This window comes from Pseudomonas sp. NPDC008258 (genome assembly GCF_042956345.1).
In the GTDB taxonomy this organism is placed as follows: Bacteria; Pseudomonadota; Gammaproteobacteria; order Pseudomonadales; family Pseudomonadaceae; genus Aquipseudomonas.
The window spans coordinates 36818-55649 of record NZ_JBIBGE010000006.1; the positions used below are offsets into that span (position 1 = coordinate 36818).

General features: G+C 62.7%; 17 protein-coding genes. 10 read left to right on the plus strand and 7 right to left on the minus strand.

Annotated features, from left to right (window positions below):
- Nucleotides 1–279: 279 nt before the first annotated feature.
- Nucleotides 280–1500, minus strand: a complete 1221-nt coding sequence (locus tag ACFY9W_RS06405) for an MFS transporter (protein ID WP_391127306.1) — start codon at nucleotides 1498–1500, stop codon at nucleotides 280–282.
- Between the two features lie 345 nt (nucleotides 1501–1845).
- Between ACFY9W_RS06405 and ACFY9W_RS06410 the strand changes: the two genes are divergently transcribed.
- The 3 genes from ACFY9W_RS06410 to ACFY9W_RS06420 are packed head-to-tail and all read left to right on the plus strand — an operon-like array spanning nucleotide 1846 to nucleotide 4458.
- Nucleotides 1846–3282 (plus strand): cytochrome ubiquinol oxidase subunit I, encoded by a 1437-nt coding sequence (locus ACFY9W_RS06410; protein WP_391127309.1) that lies wholly within the window; start codon nucleotides 1846–1848, stop codon nucleotides 3280–3282.
- A gap of 3 nt (nucleotides 3283–3285) precedes the next feature.
- Entirely contained in the window at nucleotides 3286–4293 is a 1008-nt protein-coding gene (cydB, locus tag ACFY9W_RS06415) for a cytochrome d ubiquinol oxidase subunit II (RefSeq protein ID WP_391127312.1), read from the plus strand.
- 9 nt (nucleotides 4294–4302) lie between these two features.
- The gene (locus ACFY9W_RS06420) at nucleotides 4303–4458 is read left to right on the plus strand and encodes a DUF2474 domain-containing protein (RefSeq protein WP_016489104.1); all 156 of its coding nucleotides are present in this window, start codon (nucleotides 4303–4305) and stop codon (nucleotides 4456–4458) included.
- 117 nt (nucleotides 4459–4575) lie between these two features.
- Here ACFY9W_RS06420 and ACFY9W_RS06425 read toward each other — a convergent pair whose 3' ends face one another.
- Both ACFY9W_RS06425 and ACFY9W_RS06430 read right to left on the minus strand, forming a co-directional pair.
- On the minus strand, nucleotides 4576–5700 hold the full coding sequence (locus ACFY9W_RS06425) for a methyltransferase (RefSeq protein WP_391127315.1): 1125 nt from the start codon (nucleotides 5698–5700) through the stop codon (nucleotides 4576–4578).
- Between the two features lie 96 nt (nucleotides 5701–5796).
- Nucleotides 5797–6504, minus strand: a complete 708-nt coding sequence (locus ACFY9W_RS06430; protein ID WP_391127318.1) for an autoinducer binding domain-containing protein — start codon at nucleotides 6502–6504, stop codon at nucleotides 5797–5799.
- 214 nt (nucleotides 6505–6718) lie between these two features.
- Between ACFY9W_RS06430 and ACFY9W_RS06435 the strand changes: the two genes are divergently transcribed.
- Nucleotides 6719–7495 carry a ferredoxin--NADP reductase gene (locus tag ACFY9W_RS06435; protein ID WP_028699862.1) on the plus strand — a complete coding sequence of 259 codons (777 nt, stop codon included), beginning with the start codon at nucleotides 6719–6721 and terminating at the stop codon, nucleotides 7493–7495.
- Nucleotides 7496–7610: 115 nt separating this feature from the next.
- Here ACFY9W_RS06435 and mscL read toward each other — a convergent pair whose 3' ends face one another.
- A complete protein-coding gene (gene mscL, locus ACFY9W_RS06440) occupies nucleotides 7611–8030 on the minus strand; it encodes a large-conductance mechanosensitive channel protein MscL (RefSeq protein WP_391127322.1) in 420 nt (139 codons plus the stop codon).
- 175 nt (nucleotides 8031–8205) lie between these two features.
- On the opposite strand from mscL, the gene radA reads away from it, so the two are divergent.
- A complete protein-coding gene (radA, locus tag ACFY9W_RS06445) occupies nucleotides 8206–9576 on the plus strand; it encodes a DNA repair protein RadA (RefSeq protein WP_391127325.1) in 1371 nt (456 codons plus the stop codon).
- A gap of 179 nt (nucleotides 9577–9755) precedes the next feature.
- On the opposite strand, the gene ACFY9W_RS06450 is transcribed toward radA, so the two are convergent.
- Nucleotides 9756–11273: a solute carrier family 23 protein gene (locus ACFY9W_RS06450; RefSeq protein ID WP_391127328.1), complete on the minus strand. Its 1518-nt coding sequence runs from the start codon at nucleotides 11271–11273 to the stop codon at nucleotides 9756–9758.
- 263 nt (nucleotides 11274–11536) lie between these two features.
- Nucleotides 11537–11902 (minus strand): PilZ domain-containing protein, encoded by a 366-nt coding sequence (locus tag ACFY9W_RS06455; protein ID WP_391127332.1) that lies wholly within the window; start codon nucleotides 11900–11902, stop codon nucleotides 11537–11539.
- Nucleotides 11903–12079: 177 nt separating this feature from the next.
- Here ACFY9W_RS06455 and ACFY9W_RS06460 point away from each other — a divergent pair, with 177 nt between their 5' ends.
- From ACFY9W_RS06460 to yjiA, 3 genes are all read left to right on the plus strand, one after another.
- The gene (locus tag ACFY9W_RS06460) at nucleotides 12080–14146 is read left to right on the plus strand and encodes a carbon starvation CstA family protein (protein WP_391127335.1); all 2067 of its coding nucleotides are present in this window, start codon (nucleotides 12080–12082) and stop codon (nucleotides 14144–14146) included.
- A 17-nt stretch (nucleotides 14147–14163) separates the two neighbouring features.
- Nucleotides 14164–14361 (plus strand): CstA-like transporter-associated (seleno)protein, encoded by a 198-nt coding sequence (locus ACFY9W_RS06465; RefSeq protein ID WP_391127338.1) that lies wholly within the window; start codon nucleotides 14164–14166, stop codon nucleotides 14359–14361.
- Between the two features lie 145 nt (nucleotides 14362–14506).
- Nucleotides 14507–15484: a GTPase gene (gene yjiA, locus ACFY9W_RS06470; protein ID WP_391127341.1), complete on the plus strand. Its 978-nt coding sequence runs from the start codon at nucleotides 14507–14509 to the stop codon at nucleotides 15482–15484.
- On the opposite strand, the gene ACFY9W_RS06475 is transcribed toward yjiA, so the two are convergent.
- Nucleotides 15444–16931 carry a methylenetetrahydrofolate reductase C-terminal domain-containing protein gene (locus ACFY9W_RS06475; RefSeq protein WP_391127344.1) on the minus strand — a complete coding sequence of 496 codons (1488 nt, stop codon included), beginning with the start codon at nucleotides 16929–16931 and terminating at the stop codon, nucleotides 15444–15446. The two genes, yjiA and ACFY9W_RS06475, sit on opposite strands and share 41 nt — an antisense overlap.
- Before the next feature lie 209 nt (nucleotides 16932–17140).
- Here ACFY9W_RS06475 and ACFY9W_RS06480 point away from each other — a divergent pair, with 209 nt between their 5' ends.
- Nucleotides 17141–17965 carry a 5-methyltetrahydropteroyltriglutamate--homocysteine methyltransferase gene (locus ACFY9W_RS06480; protein ID WP_391127347.1) on the plus strand — a complete coding sequence of 275 codons (825 nt, stop codon included), beginning with the start codon at nucleotides 17141–17143 and terminating at the stop codon, nucleotides 17963–17965.
- Nucleotides 17966–18098: 133 nt separating this feature from the next.
- Nucleotides 18099–18818 (plus strand): SDR family NAD(P)-dependent oxidoreductase, encoded by a 720-nt coding sequence (locus ACFY9W_RS06485; protein ID WP_391127350.1) that lies wholly within the window; start codon nucleotides 18099–18101, stop codon nucleotides 18816–18818.
- The last annotated feature ends 14 nt before the right edge of the window (nucleotides 18819–18832 follow it).

Below are 18832 nucleotides of genomic sequence, written 5' to 3' on the forward strand. Positions count from 1 at the left end.
CCGCTCCCCAAGGCGCCCCCGGCGCCATGAATGTATCGACCCCATCAGCAAAGCACAGACCGTACCGGTTGCCGTGGTTTTGTGTGGGGAGGAAAAAAGCCGCGCATCATACCAGCATGCTTGGCGGGGGCCTATGGCCGTTGGGGAATGGGTTATCTGTAGCCTGTACCGGCCCCTTCGCGGGCGCGCCCGCTCCCACAGGTACAGCGCAGGGCCGGAATGTGGCGCGGTCCCTGTGGGAGCGGGCGTGCCCGCGAAAGGGCCGGTACAGGCTATCCCTCAACCATTGTGCAACCGGTCCCGCCTGGCCAGTGTCGGGAACATTTTTATCCACACCCCGGTCACCACCAGCGTGCCTACCCCGCCCATCACCACTGCGGGCACTGTGCCAAACCAGTGCGCCGTCACCCCAGACTCGAACTCACCGAGCTGGTTTGAGGCACCGATGAACAAGCCGTTCACCGCGCTCACCCGCCCGCGCATTTCATCCGGGGTTTCCAGCTGAACGAACGAACTGCGAATTACCATGCTGATCATGTCCGCAGCGCCCAGCACCACCAGCACCGCCAGCGAGAACCAGAACGAGGTCGACAGGCCAAAGGCAATGGTCGCCACGCCGAACACGCCCACCGCGGTGAACATGGTGCGCCCCACGTTCCGCTCGAACGGGAAGCGCGCCAGCCACAGCGACATCAGCAACGCCCCCACTGCTGGCGCCGAGCGCAGCAGGCCCAGGCCCATCGGGCCGGTCAGCAGGATGTCCTTGGCGAATACCGGCAGCAGCGCGGTAGCCCCACCCAGCAGTACGGCGAACAGGTCCAGCGAAATGGCGCCGAGAATGTCAGGCCGGCTGCGGATGAAGCGAATGCCGGCCAACAGTGATTCGATGCTGGCACGCCCGCGCTGCACGACCTGGCCGCGCGCCTGCAGGCTCAGGGTGAGCACGCAGGCGATGGCGTACAGGGCCACGGTGGGGCCATACACCCAGATGCTGCCAAAGGCATACAGGAAACCGCCCACCGCTGGCGCCACGATGGTCGCTGATTGGGTAGCCGATGCCGAAGCCGCCACGGCCCTTGGGAACAGGCCAGGCGGTACTACGTTGGGCAATAGCGCCTGGGTTGCCGGCATTTCAAACGAGCGTGTGGCGCCCAGCAGGAAGGCCAGGGCGAAAATCAACTCGCGGGTGACGTTGTCGGTGGCGCTGCCCACTGCCAGCGCCAGGGCAATCAACCCTTGCAGGCTCTGGCACAAGGCAGCCACCTTGCGCCGGTCATAGCGGTCGGCCACATGCCCGGTGTGCAGCATGAACAGCACACGCGGGGCGAACTCGACCAGGCCGACGAGGCCCAGGTCCAGCACATTGCCGGTCAACTGGTAGAGGTGCCAGCCAATGGCCACGGTGAGCATCTGGAAGCCGCTGGCGGTGAACACGCGGGCCAGCCAGAAGGCCAGGAAAGGGCGGTGGTGACGCAACAACTGCGGTGCGGAATCAGACATCGGAAACCAGTGGCCTCGGCGCAGTAGAGGGGTTGCGCAGCGTATCATCTGTTTGTAACAAACGGTTACTGTTTGCCCATGTCGGCACTTTTCCACGCGTTGTGAAAGAGGGTGGGGCAACCGGTCACGCGGCAATCAACCACACGGCTTGCCGGGCCATTCGGGACTATGCTTCCTAGCATTCGTTGACCTGGATCAATCGTTCCAGATTCAACGAATTGGCCCTCTGGGCCGGAATCCCTGCGATCGAACAGAACAATTCCAACGCGCCGTACTCGACCAAGTGGGGGCAGTGGGCGACGGGGCCACAAGCCCGGACGCCGGATTATCTGAAGAGGAAGCACCATGTTCGGAATAGAGGCCTTAGAGCTCGCCCGAATGCAGTTTGCCTTTACCGTGTCGTTCCACATCCTGTTCCCGGCCATCACCATTGGCCTGGCGAGCTACCTGGCAGTCCTCGAAGGCCTCTGGCTGCGGACCCACAACCAGGTCTACCGTGACCTCTATCATTTCTGGTCGAAAATCTTCGCCGTCAACTTCGGCATGGGCGTGGTCTCGGGCCTGGTCATGGCCTACCAGTTCGGTACCAACTGGAGCCGCTTCTCCGAGTTCGCGGGCGCCGTAACCGGGCCGTTGCTGACCTACGAGGTGCTGACCGCCTTCTTCCTCGAAGCCGGCTTCCTGGGCGTCATGCTGTTCGGCTGGAACCGTGTGGGCCGTGGCTTGCATTTCTTTTCCACCTGCATGGTGGCGCTGGGCACCCTGGTTTCGACCTTCTGGATTCTTGCTTCCAACAGCTGGATGCAGACGCCCCAGGGCCACGAGATCATCGATGGCCGTGTGGTGCCAGTGGACTGGTTTGCGGTGGTGTTCAACCCCTCGTTCCCCTACCGGCTGATGCACATGGCCACGGCCGCGTTCGTTTCCACGGCGTTCTTCGTCGGTGCTTCAGCTGCCTGGCACTTGCTGCGCGGGCGCGATAACCCGGCGGTGCGCAAGATGCTGTCGATGGCCATGTGGATGGCGTTGATCGTGGCCCCGATCCAGGCGGTGATCGGTGACTTCCACGGCCTCAACACCCTCAAGCACCAGCCGGTGAAAATCGCTGCAATTGAAGGCCACTGGGAGAACGTGCCCGGCGAGCCGACCCCGCTGATCCTGTTCGGCATCCCCGACATGAAGGCCGAAACGACCCACTTCAAGCTTGAAATCCCGGCGCTGGGCAGCCTGATCCTGACCCACAGCCTGGATAAGCAGGTACCGGCGATGAAGGAGTTCCCGCCCGAAGACCGGCCCAACTCGACCATTGTCTTCTGGTCGTTCCGCATCATGGTCGGGCTTGGCTTGCTGATGATCTTCGTGGGCCTGTGGAGCCTGTGGCTGCGCAAGCGGGGCACGCTCTACACCTCGCGCCCGTTCCTGTACCTGGCGCTGTGGATGGGGCCTTCCGGGCTGATCGCCTTGCTGGCCGGCTGGTTCACCACCGAGATCGGCCGCCAGCCCTGGGTGGTGTATGGCCTGATGCGCACGGCGGACGGTGTGTCCAACCACAGTTATGCACAGCTTGGCTTCACCCTGGTGGCGTTCGTGGTGGTGTACTTTGCCCTGTTCGGCACCGGCCTTGGCTACATGATGCGCCTGGTGCGCAAAGGGCCACAGACCGGCGAAGGCGACGAGCACACACCGGGCGGCCCTGGCCAGCAACGTACGCCGGCGCGGCCGCTGTCTGCCGCCGATGATGGCCATGAGGCCAAGACTGCCAGCCTGAGCAAGGAGGACTGAGCCATGGGTATCGACCTTCCGCTGATCTGGGCCGTGATCATCATCTTTGGCGTCATGATGTACGTGGTGATGGACGGTTTCGACCTGGGTATCGGCATGCTCTTCCCCTTCGTCAAGGGCGAGCAGGACCGGGATGTAATGATGAACACCGTCGCCCCGGTGTGGGACGGCAACGAAACCTGGCTGATCCTGGGCGGTGCCGGGTTGTTCGGGGCGTTCCCGATGGCCTATGCAGTGATCCTCGAAGCGCTGTACCTGCCATTGATCCTGATGCTGATCGGCCTGATCTTCCGCGGCGTGGCGTTCGAGTTCCGCTTCAAGGCCACGGCCGACAAGCGGCATATCTGGGACAAGGCATTCATCTGGGGGTCACTGGTTGCCACCTTCTTCCAGGGCGTGGCCTTGGGCGCCTTCCTCGAAGGGTTCAAGGTGGTCGACCGCCATTTTGCCGGCGGCACCCTCGACTGGCTTACCCCGTTCAGCCTGTTCTGTGGCCTGGGCCTGATCGTTGCCTACACGCTGCTGGGCTGTACCTGGCTGATCATGAAGACCGAAGGGCCACTGCAACAGAAGATGCACGACATGGCGCGGCCGCTGGCGCTGGTGCTGCTGGTGGTGATCGGTATCGTCAGCCTGTGGACACCCATTGCTTATCCACAGATCGCCGACCGCTGGTTCAGCATGCCTAACCTGATCTGGTTCATGCCGGTACCGCTGCTGGTGCTGGTGACCTTCTACGGGTTGCTCAAGGCGGTGGCGCGCAATGCGCACTACACGCCGTTCCTGCTGACCCTGGTGCTGATCTTCCTCGGCTACAGCGGCCTGGGTATCAGCCTGTGGCCGAACATCATCCCGCCGTCGATCTCGATCTGGGATGCTGCCGCGCCACCGCAAAGCCAGGGCTTCATGCTGGTGGGCACACTGTTCATCCTGCCGTTCATCCTCATGTACACCTTCTGGAGCTACTACGTGTTCCGCGGCAAGGTGACCCATGAAGACGGCTACCACTAGGAGGGCCGCATGATGACCGGCAAGCATGGCTTGGAAGAGAAGAAACCGCTGTGGCAGCGGCTGGGTTGGCTGGTGCTGATCTGGGCGATGAGCGTGGCGGCGCTGGGTGTGGCGGCATGGGTGATGCGCCTGTTCATGGGGGCAGCGGGCCTTACCACCCATTAAGCTAAGCCTGCTCTGGCCCTATCGCCGGCAAGCCAGCTCCCACAGGTACTGCATAGGGCTTGAAGCTGATGCTTTCCCTGTGGGAGCTGGCTTGCCGGCGATAGGGCCGGTGCAGGCTTACTTGCGGGCTTTCAGGATGACGAACTTGGGCGTCGCCGCCACCTGCTCCACACCCCGGAACAACCGCGCCAGCTTGCTGTGATAGCCCAGGTGGCGGTTGCCCACGATATACAACGCCCCACCCACCACCAGCGCCTCACGCGCCTGCTGGAACATGCGCCAGGCCAGGAAGTCGCCCACCACCTGCTGCTGGTGGAACGGGGGGTTGCACAGCACCACGTCCAGCGACTGCTTCTCCACACCTGCCAGCCCATCGGCTGCGGCGAAGGTTGCCGGGCGCTCGCCCAGCGCGGCCTGCCAGTTTTCCCGCGCCGATTGCACCGCCATGTACGACTCGTCGACCAGCGTGTATTCGGCATCGGGGTTGGCCAATGCACTGGCAATCGCCAGCACACCGTTACCACAACCCAGGTCTGCGACCCGCGCGCGGCCCAGGTCGCGTGGCAGGTGCGGCAGGAACGCACGCGTGCCGATATCCAGGCCTTCACGGCAGAACACGTTGGCGTGGTTGACCAGCTCCAGCGCCGGCGCGTCCAGCTGGTAGCAGCTAGGGTAGGGCGAGCGGGCGGCTGGCCGTTCTGCCACCGTTGCCGTCAGCAGGCGGGCCTTTTTCTGCGCCAGCGAGGCCTGGACCGGGCCGATGTACTTTTCCATCAGGTCGCCGGCCGCGCGCGGCAAGTGCTTGATCATTGCCCCGGCAATCACCTGTGCCCCCGGCGCCAGGTGGCCCTGCAAACGGATCAGCTGCTCTTCGAGCAGCGCCAGGGTTTTTGGTACGCGCACCAGTACCCGGTCGAACGGGCCCTGCCAGTGTTCGCTTGCCGGTACGAAGGGCACGCTGTCGAACGGCAAGCCATTGCGGGCCAGGTTTTTTTCCAGGGCCAGGTGCGCCAGGTGCGAATCGCCACTGCTGACCACCTGCAACTGGCCCGCCAGGCTGGCGGCCAGGGCGCCGAAGCTGTCATTGAGCACCAGCACCCGGCAGTGGCTGTCGGGCGCCTGTTCGTGCAACTGCGCAAGCAGGTACTCGTCGGCGGCATCGAAAGCCTGCAGCGGGTCGTTGGCCTGCTCCGGCTGGCGGATCAGTTCGAGTTCGGCGTAGGGGGTGGTCAACAGGGGCATGGCGTCTGGCTCGGGTATGAAACTGCCCGTTGCGGTTCGCCCCGGGCTTTGCCGGGCGATTCTACAGGGCTTTGCCCAAGGTCGCAGGTTTGCCGGTCAGATCCAGCCGCGCAGGGCGGCGATGGCGATGGCGCCGGCCTTGTTGGCGGCGTTGGTCTTGGTGATCACGCTGCGGATATGGAAGTTCACCGTGCTTTGCGACAGCGAGAGAATGCAGGCCACGTCGGCGGCGGTCTTGCCGGCGGCCGACCACTTCAGCACTTCCAGTTCGCGCTCGCTCATTTTCGGTTGCGGCGGGCACAGTGCGTTCAGGTGGTGTTCGCCCAGCACGGCATGCAGGGTATGGCATAGCCACTGCACGCTACCGGCCTTGTCGTAGAGCTCGGCTATGTCGATGTTGCCGGCAGGCCGGGCAACGCTGATCTGGCTTTCATTGTGCTGCAGGTCGTGGAGGGATTGTGTCCAGCCATGGCGCAGGCCGTACTGGCAGGCCGCTTCACGAAAATGCGGGGCTTCACGATACAGTTCGTCTGTCCACAGCACCGGCATGGTCGAGCTGTGGCTGACGTTGGCAGCCGGGTCCTGCTTGTAGAACTCGTCACGCTGGTAGCGCTCGATCCACTCATCCGGGTAGTTGCTGTAGAGGTACACCTTGGGTGTCTGGGTGGCGATCTGGATGCGTATTTTCAGCCCGAGATAATCCATGCCCAGGTCTTGTGCCAGATGTACCGCAATGTCGAACAGCTTCCGCGGGCTGCGTTCGTTGACGAACGTCTGAAGATGTTCGGGATTCCAGTGAAGCATCTGAAACACTCCTCGTGGGCGCCGGATCCAATCTATTTGGGTACCCGGGTCATTGTAGAAAAAGTCCTACCATGGCGTTGGGATTTTTTTGCTATAGCGCTCACGTTTTTCTGCAACTTCGGCACGATCACCCTTTATGAGGCCCTACAAAGCAGTGGTTTTTATCCGGGCCACTTTGCGCGACACTGTGCGCACGTCAAACCTGGAGCCCGATATGACCGCTAGCGCCGAAAAGTTCACCCGCCAGACCCTGCTCGATGTTCAGCCGCTCACGCCGAACCTCTTCAGCCTGCGGGTTACGCGCGATGCAGGGTTCCGCTTCCGTTCCGGCCAGTTCGCCCGCCTTGGCGTGACCAAGGCCGATGGCAGCGTGGTGTGGCGCGCCTATTCCATGGTCAGTGCCCCCCATGACGAACACCTCGACTTCTTCTCCATCGTGGTGCCGGGTGGCGAATTCACCAGTGAGCTGAGCCGGCTGGGTGCAGGGGACACCCTGTTGATCGACCGCCAGGCGTTTGGCTTCCTCACCCTCGACCGCTTCGTTGGTGGCCGTGACTTGTGGTTGCTGGCGACCGGTACTGGCATCGCGCCATTTATGTCGATCCTGCAAGACTTCGAGGCATGGGAGCGTTTTGACAGCATCAAGCTGGTGTACTCGGTACGCGAAGCGAAGGAGCTGGCTTATGTGGATGAAATCGCCGGGCTGGAGCAGCGCGACTACCTGGCAGAGTTCGCTGGCAAGTTGCAGTTCATTCCTGTGGTGACCCGCGAGCAGCACCCGGGTGCGTTGAACCAGCGTATTACCACGCTGATCGAGAATGGCGAGCTGGAGAAAGCTGCCGGGCTGGAGCTGTCGCCGGAGCATTCGCGGGTGATGTTGTGCGGTAACCCGGAAATGATCGACGAGACACGCAAGGTGCTGAAGGCACGCGACCTGCAACTGAGCCTGAGCAAGCGGCCGGGGCAGGTGGCTGTGGAAAACTACTGGTAAGCCCATTGGGGCCGTTGTGGGAGCGGGCTTGCCCGCGAACACCGGCGGAGCCGGTGCCATCCACCGCGCTGGATTCTTCGCGGGCATGCCCGCTCCCACTCTGCCCTCTACAGCGTCAAGGCAGGCGATTCTGGTTCTGCGTTTTCAGCAAGTCGCGAATCTCGGTCAGCAGGGTCTCTTCCGCCGACGGCACAGGCGGCGCAGTCGGTGCCACTGCTTCTTCACGCTTCAGGCGGTTGATTGCTTTCACGCCCATGAAAATGGCAAAGGCCACGATCAGGAAGTCGATCACGGTCTGGATGAACTTGCCATACGCCAGCACCACCGCCGGAACGTCCCCTTCGGCCGCCTTCAGGGTAATCGCCAGGTCGCTGAAGTCCACACCCCCGATCAACAGGCCCAGTGGCGGCATGACCACGTCTCCAACGAAGGACGAGACGATCTTGCCGAAGGCCGCGCCGATGATGATACCCACCGCCATGTCGACAACATTGCCTTTGACCGCGAAGGCCTTGAATTCACTGATCATGCCCATGTCTGGTTCCTTGTAACAAAAGGTAAGGTTAACGCAGTGTAAGCCACTAAAACGCTTCATGCGTGGTGTTCAGGGGTAGTGACTGTGGTTAGAACGAATAGTTTTGTCGCATCCCGAGGCGTTCGAGGCACGTCCTGCTCGGCTATCATGGCGGTTTTTTCCAGGAGACCCACCCATGGCCAAGGCCAAGCGCTTGTATGGCTGCACCGAGTGCGGCGCGACCTTCCCCAAATGGGCTGGCCAGTGCGGCGAATGCGGGGCCTGGAACACCCTGGTCGAAACCATGATCGAAAGCGGTGGTGCGGCAGCCCCCAGCAGCGGCCGTGCCGGCTGGACCGGGCAACAGGCACAAATCAAGACCCTGGCCGAAGTCAGCGTCGAAGAGATCCCGCGCTTTACCACCAGCAGCACCGAACTGGACCGCGTGCTGGGCGGCGGCCTGGTGGATGGCTCGGTGGTGCTGATTGGTGGCGACCCCGGTATCGGCAAGTCGACCATCCTGCTGCAGACGTTGTGCAACATCGCCGTGGGCATGCCGGCGCTGTACGTCACCGGCGAGGAATCGCAGCAGCAGGTGGCCATGCGTTCCCGGCGCCTGGGCTTGCCCCAGGACAAGCTCAAGGTGATGACCGAAACCTGCATCGAAACCATCATTGCCACCGCTCGTGTCGAGAAACCGCGGGTAATGGTGATCGACTCGATCCAGACCATTTTCACCGAGCAGTTGCAGTCGGCACCCGGCGGCGTGGCCCAGGTGCGCGAGAGCACGGCCTTGCTGGTGCGCTACGCCAAGCAGAGCGGTACGGCCATTTTCCTGGTCGGCCATGTGACCAAGGAAGGCTCGCTGGCCGGCCCGCGGGTACTGGAGCACATGGTCGATACCGTGTTGTATTTCGAAGGTGAGTCCGACGGCCGCCTGCGTTTGCTGCGGGCAGTGAAAAACCGTTTTGGCGCGGTCAACGAACTGGGCGTGTTCGGCATGACCGACCGCGGCCTGAAAGAGGTGTCCAACCCGTCGGCAATCTTCCTCAACCGTACCCAGGAAGAAGTGCCGGGCAGTGTGGTGATGGCGACCTGGGAGGGTACCCGACCGATGCTGGTCGAGGTGCAGGCGCTGGTCGACGACAGCCACCTGGCCAACCCGCGCCGGGTAACCCTGGGCCTGGACCAGAACCGCCTGGCCATGTTGCTGGCAGTGTTGCATCGCCATGGCGGTATCCCCACTCATGACCAGGACGTGTTCCTCAACGTGGTGGGCGGGGTGAAGGTGCTGGAAACGGCCTCGGACCTGGCGCTGCTGGCGGCGGTGATGTCGAGCTTGCGTAACCGGCCGCTGGCCCATGGCCTGCTGGTGTTTGGCGAGATTGGCCTGTCGGGTGAGGTGCGGCCGGTGCCTAGCGGGCAGGAGCGCTTGAAGGAGGCGGCCAAGCACGGCTTCAAGCGGGCCATCGTGCCCAAGGGCAATGCGCCGAAAGAGTCGCCAGCGGGGTTGCAGGTTATTGCCGTGACCCGGTTGGAGCAGGCCCTGGATGCATTGTTCGAGTAATTCGTAGCCTGTGCTGGCCCTTTCGCGGGCTTGCCCGCTCCCACAGGTACAGCGCCAGCCGTGAATGTGGCGCTTTACCTGTGGGAGCGGGCAAGCCCGCGAAAGGGCCAGTACAGGCAAAAGAAAAGGGGCCGACGATGCGCGTCAGCCCCCAACCCACCTCACCGCTCAGTCAGCGGTCAATGCTCGGCCACCGGCGTGCGCCTGACCGTTTCATTACCATGCTCGTCCAGTTCCAGCATCGGCACTTCGTTGCCTTCTGAATCGAACAGCTTGCCATCCTTGAAGTAGTCGCCATCACGTAGCGCCGAAATATCCGAATACTGGATCGTGCGCTCATACGCTGCAGCAAACACCGACTGGTTTTCCGAGTTGCCGGTGGTGAAGTGGTTGAAGATCAGGTTCAGCAGGATGGCCATGATCGCCGCCGAGCTGATGCCCGAGTGGAAGATGGTCTCGAACCAGTTCGGGAAGTGGTGGTAGAAGGTTGGCGCGGCAATCGGGATCATGCCAAAGCCAAGCGAGGCCGCGACGATGATCAGGTTGACGTTGTTCTTGTAGCTGACCTTGGACAGGGTGCGGATACCGCTTGCCGCCACGGTGCCGAACAGCACGATGCCTGCGCCGCCCAGTACCGGGGTAGGCACGGCGGCGATCACCCGGCCCATCACTGGCAGCAGTCCGAGTACCACCAGGATCACGCCGCCGGTTGCCACGACGTATCGGCTTTTGACGCCGGTCACGGCCACCAGGCCAACGTTCTGGGCGAACGCACTCTGGGTGAACGAGCCGAAGATCGGCGCCAGGATGCTCGATGCCATGTCGGCGCGCAGGCCGTTGCCCAAGCGCTTGGAGTCGACCTTGGTGTCGATGATCTCACCCACGGCGAGGATATCGGCCGAGGTTTCCACCAGGGTCACCATGATCACGATGCACATCGACAGGATGGCGGCGATGTGGAACTCCGGCATGCCAAAGTGGAACGGCGTGGGGAAGGCGAACATCGGGCCTTCGGTGACCTTGCTGAAGTCGGTCATGCCCAGCGCCCAGGCGATCAGGGTGCCGACCACCATGGCCAGCAGGATCGACAGGCGCGAGATGGTCGCGCTGCCCAGCTTGCTGAGCAGCAGCACGATGGCGAAAGTCAGCGCGGCCAGGCCGATGTTGGCCATGCTGCCGAATTCTGGCGACGCGCTGTTGCCACCCATCACCCAGCGTGCGGCCACCGGCATCAGTGTCAGACCGATGGTGGTAATGACGATGCCGGTCACCAGCGGCGGGAAGAACTTGGTGATGCGCGAGAACACCGGGGTGATCAGGAAGCCGATCAGCGATGCTGCCATGACGGCGCCGAGCACCCCGGGCAGGCCACCGCCACCCTCGCTGCTGAGGATGGCACCCATGGTTGCCACACCGGCAAACGACACGCCCTGCACCAGCGGCAACTGGCAGCCGAAGAACGGCAGGCCGAGGGTTTGCAGCAACGTGGCCAGGCCACCGGCAAACAGCGATGCGGCAATCAACATGCCGATTTCGGCGCCGTTCAGGCCGGCGGCCTGCCCCAGGATCAGGGGTACCGCGACGATCCCCCCGTACATGGTCAACACATGCTGCAGACCATAGGCCAGGTTGGCACCAAGGCCGAGGTTTTCATCCTCGGGGCGCTTGGCGGGAGACGTGCTAGGGGACGTAGTCATGGAGCAGGCTCTCTGTTTATTGTTGTGTCGCTACTGTAGACAGTTCCTACAATTTATTGCCACAAGAATTGTATACAATATTTTGATCGGAGCGCGCACAAGGGGGCTCGCCGGATGTGCGAAAACCCAATGCAGAAGGCGTACCAAGTCGTCAAAAGCTGTTCTAGAGAGGTGTGTACAAAGCGCTGCTACCCAGGCTTAAAGCTGTCTGGGTAGACAGGAAACACAATGCGGGAAGGCTATTAGCTAGCTAAGAGATTTCATTATTCGATGAGTTCGCGCAGCTCACGCATCATTTCGGTGCTGTCGGCCACGTTCAATTCCACAAGACGGTGCAAATGGCTCATCGAATCGATGTCGATGTACAGGCAGATGAAGCCCAGGCACTCCGGTTCTTCGTGGCGCAGTTCGACCTGCATCTGCACCTCGGTCTCCCCATCGTTGAGCAGGATGTAGGCCTCGAAATCCTGGGTCAGGTCGGCATCCCAGGGTTTCGGGCATTCGACCAGCAGGCCTTTGAGGGAAAGGTCGAGCAGCTTCACTTCCCAGCAACGTTCGCCCTGGCACAGCCTGGTCGGGGCGTCGAACGGGATACGCTGGAAACGGCGGCGTTCGTCGTGATCGCTCATGGGATAGATCCTCTGATAGGTCCTAAGGTGACATCCTGACTATAGTTAGAGTGGTATGTGCATCAGGTACCGCAATCTGGCCGCAGAGGCTCTAGACCAAAGCAAGTATGGCAATGCGCGATGACTGGCCCTAGACTCGGTGGGCGGTCTTTCCAATCCACCAGCTGGAAGCTAACCATGAACAACAATAATAGCCTGCTACGCCACATTCCGTGGCTGGCGCTGGCAGTCATAGGCGCCTGCGCGCTGGGTGTGGTTGCCCTGCGTCGCGGTGAGGCGATCAACGCCTTGTGGATCGTGGTTGCGGCAGTGGCCATCTACCTGGTCGCCTACCGCTACTACAGCCTGTTCATCGCCACCAAGGTGATGCAACTCGACCCGCGGCGGGCCACGCCGGCGGTGCTCAACAACGACGGCCTGGACTACGTCCCGACCAACAAACACATTCTGTTCGGCCACCACTTCGCGGCCATCGCTGGCGCAGGCCCTCTGGTGGGGCCGGTACTGGCAGCACAAATGGGCTACCTGCCCGGTACGCTTTGGCTGATTGCCGGCGTGGTGCTGGCCGGTGCGGTACAGGACTTCATGGTCCTGTTCCTGTCCACCCGTCGCAACGGCCGCTCGCTGGGCGACATGGTGCGCGAGGAGATGGGCCGCATTCCGGGCACCATCGCCCTGTTCGGCTGCTTCCTGATCATGATCATCATCCTTGCGGTGCTGGCGCTGATCGTGGTCAAGGCCCTGGCCGAGAGCCCATGGGGCATGTTCACGGTGATAGCGACCATCCCGATCGCGATGTTCATGGGCATCTACATGCGCTACATCCGCCCGGGCCGCATTGGCGAGATCTCGGTCGTGGGCGTGGTATTGCTGCTGGCGTCGATCTGGCTGGGTGGCGTGATCGCTGCGGACCCTGTCTGGGGCCCGGCGTTCACCTTCACGGGCGTGCAGATCACCTGGATGCTGGTGGGCTATGGCTTCGTCGCAGCGGTGCTGCCCGTGTGGCTGGTGCTGGCGCCGCGTGACTACCTGTCGACCTTCCTCAAGATCGGTACCATCGTTGGCCTGGCCATCGGTATCCTGATCATCGCGCCCGAGCTGAAAATGCCGGCGCTGACCCAGTTCACCGACGGTACTGGCCCCGTGTGGAAGGGCACCCTGTTCCCGTTCCTGTTCATCACCATTGCCTGTGGTGCGGTGTCCGGCTTCCACGCGCTGATCTCTTCGGGGACCACGCCCAAGCTGCTCGACAACGAAACCAACGCCCGCTACATCGGCTACGGCGGCATGCTGATGGAGTCGTTCGTTGCCATCATGGCCATGGTCGCCGCTTCGGTGATCGAGCCGGGCGTGTATTTCGCCATGAACAGCCCGGCCGCCGTGGTCGGTGCAGACGTGGCATCGGTGGCGCAGACGGTCAGCAGCTGGGGCTTCCTGATTACCCCTGAGCAGCTTGAAGCCGTGGCCCGTGACATTGGCGAGCACACCATCCTGGCCCGTGCCGGTGGTGCGCCGACCCTGGCGGTCGGTATCGCGCAGATCCTGCACCAGGTGTTGCCAGGTGAGAACACCATGGCCTTCTGGTACCACTTCGCGATCCTGTTCGAGGCGTTGTTCATCCTCACCGCGGTGGATGCCGGTACCCGTGCCGGTCGCTTCATGCTGCAGGACCTGCTGGGCAGCTTCGTGCCGGCGCTCAAACGCACCGAATCGTGGGGCGCCAACCTGCTCGCCACCGCGGGTTGCGTGGCACTCTGGGGCTATCTGCTGTACCAGGGCGTGATCGACCCGCTGGGCGGCATCAACACCCTGTGGCCGCTGTTCGGTATTTCCAACCAGATGCTCGCCGGTATTGCCTTGATGCTCGGTACCGTGGTGCTCATCAAGATGAAGCGTCAGCGCTACATCTGGGTCACCTTGCTGCCGGCCGTCTGGCTGCTGATCTGCACCACGGCTGCCGGCCTGATCAAGCTGTTCGACCCGAACCCGGCCGTTGGCTTCCTGGCCCTGGCCAAGAAGTACAGCACCGCGCTGGACGCCGGCCAGGTACTGGCCCCGGCCAAGGACATCGGGCAGATGCAGCACGTGATCTTCAACGCCTACACCAACGCCGGCCTGACGATTCTGTTCCTGCTGGTGGTGTTCAGCATCCTGTTCTTCGCCATCAAGGTTGGCTATGCCGCCCTGGGCCGCAAGGAGCGCACCGACAAGGAAACGCCGTTCCAGGCGTTGCCTGACGCGTAATCGAGAGGACTGCAGTCATGTTCAACGACCTGGGTCGACTGGGAAAATACCTGGGGCAGGCAGCCCGCCTGATGGTCGGCATGCCCGACTACGACAACTATGTCGAACACATGCAGAAGACGCACCCGGACAAGCCGGTCATGACGTACGAGGAATTCTTCCGGGAACGTCAGGAAGCCCGTTACGGTGGCAAGTCCGGGCCCAGGTGCTGTTGACCCTTACGCGTTAACCTGTCACGGCCTCATCGCCGGCAAGCCGGCTCCCACAGGTACCCACAGGCCTCAAAGCCTGTGCAGTACCTGTGGGAGCTGGCTTGCCGGCGATGAGGCCCATGTTTTTTCCGCACAGGAGATGTTCTGCGTGCAGACGCCTATTCCCGTAACCGTACTCACAGGCTTTCTCGGTGCTGGCAAGACCACCTTGCTCAAGCACATGCTCAAGGCCGAGCACGGCCTGAAGCTCGCCGTGATCGAAAACGAATTCAGCGAAGCCGGCATCGACAGCCAGTTGCTGGGCGACGAGCCGGTGCAGGTGATGACCCTGGCCAATGGCTGCGTATGCTGCAGCATCCACGGCGACCTCACCCGCGCCCTGTACCTGCTGCTTGAACGCCTGGACGCTGGTGAAATTGCCTTCGACCGCCTGGTGATCGAATGCACGGGGCTGGCCGACCCGGCGCCCGTTGCGCAAACCTTTTTCATCGACGAGGAGCTGCGTGAGCGCTACATCCTCGACGGTATCATTACCTTGGTGGATGCTGCCCACGCCGACCTGCACCTCACCCAGGCCATCGCCCAGGCCCAGGTCGGTTTTGCCGATCGCCTGCTGCTGAGCAAGACCGACCTGGTCGAGCCGCCTGCGGTACAGGCCCTGAGCGAACGCCTGGCCCGCATTAATGGCCGGGCCGCCATCCGTGTCGTCGAACACGGCCGCATCGACCTGGCTGAGCTACTGGATGTGCGGGGTTTCAACCTCAACCCCGACCTGGGCGCGAACCTGAAGCCAACGTTACGCCCTGTACTCAAACCGGCTACCCCGGACCGCATTTCCACACTGGTGTTGCGCACGGAAACCGCGCTGGACATCGACCGCCTCAGCGGCTTCATGAACGAACTGCTGGAGACCCACGGCAAACAGCTGCTGCGTTACAAGGGCGTGCTGAACATAGCGGGTGAAGACCGCAAGCTGGTGTTCCAGGGCGTGCTCAAGCTGTACGGCTTTGACTGGGACGCCGAGTGGGCCGACGGTGAAACCCGCGAGAGCGTGATGGTGTTCATCGCCGATGAACTGCCCGAGGCTACGATTCGGGCTGGCTTCGAGGCGTTGGCTGCGGGCTGAGCCGGCGCGGCGTTGCGGCCTGGAACCACTGCGGCCATGAGCTGCGGTGGCGGGTTTCAACCTCGATGCACGGGATCAGGCGGTCAGTCAGCACGGCGGTTTGCCGCACTGCCTTGGCGGTGCGGTACTTGACGCTGTGGATGCACTCGCGGTCGCCGAACTCGCAGCGGTTCAGCGCGGTACCGCCGCAGGGGCCGTTGGCCAGGCCCTTGGGGCAGGTTTCAGGGCAGATGTACAGGGTGTCTTCCAGTCGGCAACGGCCACACGTATCGCAACCCACCAGCGGGCGCTTCACACTGCGCTCCAGCGTGTGAAGCACTTGTGCGCCAATGCGCGTTGCCCACAGCGGCTGGCGCACCGCCCAGCCAAATGCCTTGCTCAGGCCGTTGCGGCGGCTGAACAGCAGCGAGTGCATGCCATGCATCAGGTGATAGCGGGCTTTCTCCTTGCGCGAGGCGTCGACCCGTGATTCGCCCTGGCGCCAGCCTGCCTGTGGCGGATGGAAGACCACTGCGGGCAGGCCGGGCATCTGCCAACTGGCCTGCCAGGCGGGCGCCCACTGCTCCAATGTATGGACCAGGGTTTGCCAGTGCTCGATACGGGCTTCAAGGGCCAGCAGCTGCTTGAGCTCGTGAACCCCCGACAGGTGCACACCGGCATAGCCCATCAGCTTCACACCGATGATCTGCAAGGCCAGGCGGTCAACGCTGCGCGCCTGTGCAAACGCCTTGGACTGCGCGGCCTCCGCTTCGAGCATGTCACGCATGGACGGGGTGACGGTGACGCCGGCCACGTGATCGAGCATTCCCGCGCGCCCGTGGGTGAGGCTCATCAGGCACGCCAGCATGGGCTTGGGCGTGGGCTGGCGGTGCATCCAGTACATGGCTTCCTGATGCTTGGCGGCATCGAAGCCCAGTTGCAGCGTGAGGAAATCGGCCCCCGCTGCCAGCTTTTTCTCGGCCTTGAAATACTGCGCGCCGCCTTCCTCCTCGTGGTACTTGAACGGGTTCAGCGCCGCGCCCAGCAGCCAGTGCGGGCAGGCCTGGCGGGCGATTTGCAGGGCGGCGACCGACTCCAGGTAGCGCACCGGGCGCTGGCCTGGTTCATGGCCGGGCAGGCGGTCGCCGGTCAGCAGCAACAGCTGGTCGAGGCCGGCGGCGTCCATACGCTGCAGCTGGGTGAGCAGGTGGTGGCGTTCGCGGTCCTTGCCGGAAAAATGCGGCAGGGCAGGTACCGGGTTGCTGAACGAAGCGAGCGCGTCCAGTGGCGACATGTCCAGCGGGCTGCCCACGCGATCGCCGATGGCCACGGTCATCGGCCAGCCGCACAGGTGCGCACGGGCCATGATCGCCTCCATGGCGGCAAAGCGTTCTGCAGAAGGCTTGGGGACGAACTCCATGACGCAGACGAAGTTCTGGTCGCGCAGCGCGGTTTTCAACAGGCTCATGGGGCCGGGCACCTGGTGTGGTCAGGGTGGCATTGTGCGGTAGAAGGCAGGCGGGGTCATGTCCGAGTGCGCAGCAGGGTGCTCTGAATGAGACATGTTGCTGATCATGAGAAATTCTTGAGTTCATCTCAAATTTTATGAGTTTGTCTCAATACCCCCACCCGCCGGAAAATCCCTTCATCAATTTGAGCACGCTGAAGGGACGAGACATGGCACTGGCACATAACCTGGGCTTTCCACACATTGGCGGCGACCGCGAACTGCGGGCCCGCCACTGGCAAGTGCAGAAAGACGCCGGTATCGAACTGCTGCCAGTCGGCGACTGTGCCCAGCATGGCTATACGCTGAGCACCGGTGACCAGCCGTTTGCCCTCAACTGGGAACCCCTGTTCGAAGAAGTGGAGCAAGCCAGCGCGCTGGGCCATGCAGTCAAGCCAGTCGTGATCGGGCCATTGACCTACCTGTGGCAGGGCCAGGCCTGTAATGCCGACGTCGACAAGCTGGAACTGCTCGACCGCCTGTTGCCCCTGTATGACCACGTCCTCAACCGCTTGGCTGCGCTGGGCGTTGAATGGGTGCAGATCGACGAACCGATCCTCGCCCACGAGCTGCCGCAGGACTGGAAAAACGCCTACGAGCGCGTCTACAACATCCTTCAACGTGCACCGCTGAAGAAGCTGATTGCCACCTACGCCGGCGGCCTCGATGGCAACCTCGGCCTGGCCGCCAACCTGCCGGTCGATGGCCTGCATATCGATCTGGTGCAGGCGCCTGAGCAGTACCAGGCCATTCTCGACCGCCTGCCGGCCTACAAGGTGCTGTCGCTGGGCGTGGTCGGTGGCGGCGATGCCGCGCCTTGCGACATGGGACGAACGCTTGACCTGCTGCACGATGCCCATGAGCGTCTGGGTGAACGGCTGTGGCTGGCGCCGGCCTGCTCGCTGGCGCAAAGCCCGGTGGAAGTGGCTGTGCAGAAGTGCCAGGAAGTGGCCCTGCTGGCTGGTGCGCTGGAGCAGACCCGAATCGCTGCTTGATCATTGGCTCTTGCACAAACCTTGAAACAGTAGCGGTCCCTGTGGGAGCGGGCTTGCCCGCGAAGAGGCCGGCACAGGCAATACAAACCTCCTAGAATGCCGACTCCGATCAAATCCACAGGGAAGTGATGCGATGCGCATTCTGGTAGTCGGCGCCAGCAAAGGGCTGGGCAAGGCATTCATGGAGGGGCTGGGCAAACCCGGCGATACGTTGATCGGTGTGTCGCGCAAAGAGCCTGCGGCCGTGAACACCGGTCAGGACATCCAGGCCCAGTGGATCGAGGCCGATCTCGGCCAGCCCGCTGCCGCCGTCGAGGCCATTGCCGCAGCAGTGGCCGAGGGCGGGGTGGATACGCTGATCTACAACCTCGGCTTGTGGGAAGCCGAAGCATTCGAGGCGCATTACAGCTTCCTCGAAGACCGTGATGTGGCATTGCAGCGCATGGTCGACTGCAACATCACGGCGACCATCCTGCTGATCAAGCGGCTACTGCCGTTGCTGCTTGAAAGCGAAAAACCACGCATCATCCTCACCGGCTCAACCTCGGGCTTGCCCCAGAGTGGCCGCCCGGAAGTGACATTTGCCGCGTCCAAGTTCGCCCTGCGTGGCATCGCCGAGGCGTTGCGCGAAGGGTATCGGGGACAGGGCCTTGGGGTGACCTGCCTGAACCTGGGTTATCTGAATACCGAAGACAGCCTGGACGTGCCGGTGGCCGAGGCTGCGGTGCGTGGGGACGGGGGGCTGATACCGCTGCACGATGTGGTGCTGATGGTGCGCTCGTTATTGGAGCTTTCGGCGGCCAGCTATGTGCGTGAGCTGACCTTGCCAGCTATTGCCGATGAGCGGTTCTAAGGCTTTGTAAGCAG

Coding starts and splice junctions, on each gene's coding strand:
- ACFY9W_RS06405 (WP_391127306.1), bottom strand. CDS start 1,500: ATGTCTGATTCCGCACCGCAGTTGTTGCGTCACCACCGCCCTTTCCTG.
- ACFY9W_RS06410 (WP_391127309.1), top strand. CDS start 1,846: ATGTTCGGAATAGAGGCCTTAGAGCTCGCCCGAATGCAGTTTGCCTTT.
- cydB (WP_391127312.1), top strand. CDS start 3,286: ATGGGTATCGACCTTCCGCTGATCTGGGCCGTGATCATCATCTTTGGC.
- ACFY9W_RS06420 (WP_016489104.1), top strand. CDS start 4,303: ATGATGACCGGCAAGCATGGCTTGGAAGAGAAGAAACCGCTGTGGCAG.
- ACFY9W_RS06425 (WP_391127315.1), bottom strand. CDS start 5,700: ATGCCCCTGTTGACCACCCCCTACGCCGAACTCGAACTGATCCGCCAG.
- ACFY9W_RS06430 (WP_391127318.1), bottom strand. CDS start 6,504: ATGCTTCACTGGAATCCCGAACATCTTCAGACGTTCGTCAACGAACGC.
- ACFY9W_RS06435 (WP_028699862.1), top strand. CDS start 6,719: ATGACCGCTAGCGCCGAAAAGTTCACCCGCCAGACCCTGCTCGATGTT.
- mscL (WP_391127322.1), bottom strand. CDS start 8,030: ATGGGCATGATCAGTGAATTCAAGGCCTTCGCGGTCAAAGGCAATGTT.
- radA (WP_391127325.1), top strand. CDS start 8,206: ATGGCCAAGGCCAAGCGCTTGTATGGCTGCACCGAGTGCGGCGCGACC.
- ACFY9W_RS06450 (WP_391127328.1), bottom strand. CDS start 11,273: ATGACTACGTCCCCTAGCACGTCTCCCGCCAAGCGCCCCGAGGATGAA.
- ACFY9W_RS06455 (WP_391127332.1), bottom strand. CDS start 11,902: ATGAGCGATCACGACGAACGCCGCCGTTTCCAGCGTATCCCGTTCGAC.
- ACFY9W_RS06460 (WP_391127335.1), top strand. CDS start 12,080: ATGAACAACAATAATAGCCTGCTACGCCACATTCCGTGGCTGGCGCTG.
- ACFY9W_RS06465 (WP_391127338.1), top strand. CDS start 14,164: ATGTTCAACGACCTGGGTCGACTGGGAAAATACCTGGGGCAGGCAGCC.
- ACFY9W_RS06475 (WP_391127344.1), bottom strand. CDS start 16,931: ATGAGCCTGTTGAAAACCGCGCTGCGCGACCAGAACTTCGTCTGCGTC.
- ACFY9W_RS06480 (WP_391127347.1), top strand. CDS start 17,141: ATGGCACTGGCACATAACCTGGGCTTTCCACACATTGGCGGCGACCGC.
- ACFY9W_RS06485 (WP_391127350.1), top strand. CDS start 18,099: ATGCGCATTCTGGTAGTCGGCGCCAGCAAAGGGCTGGGCAAGGCATTC.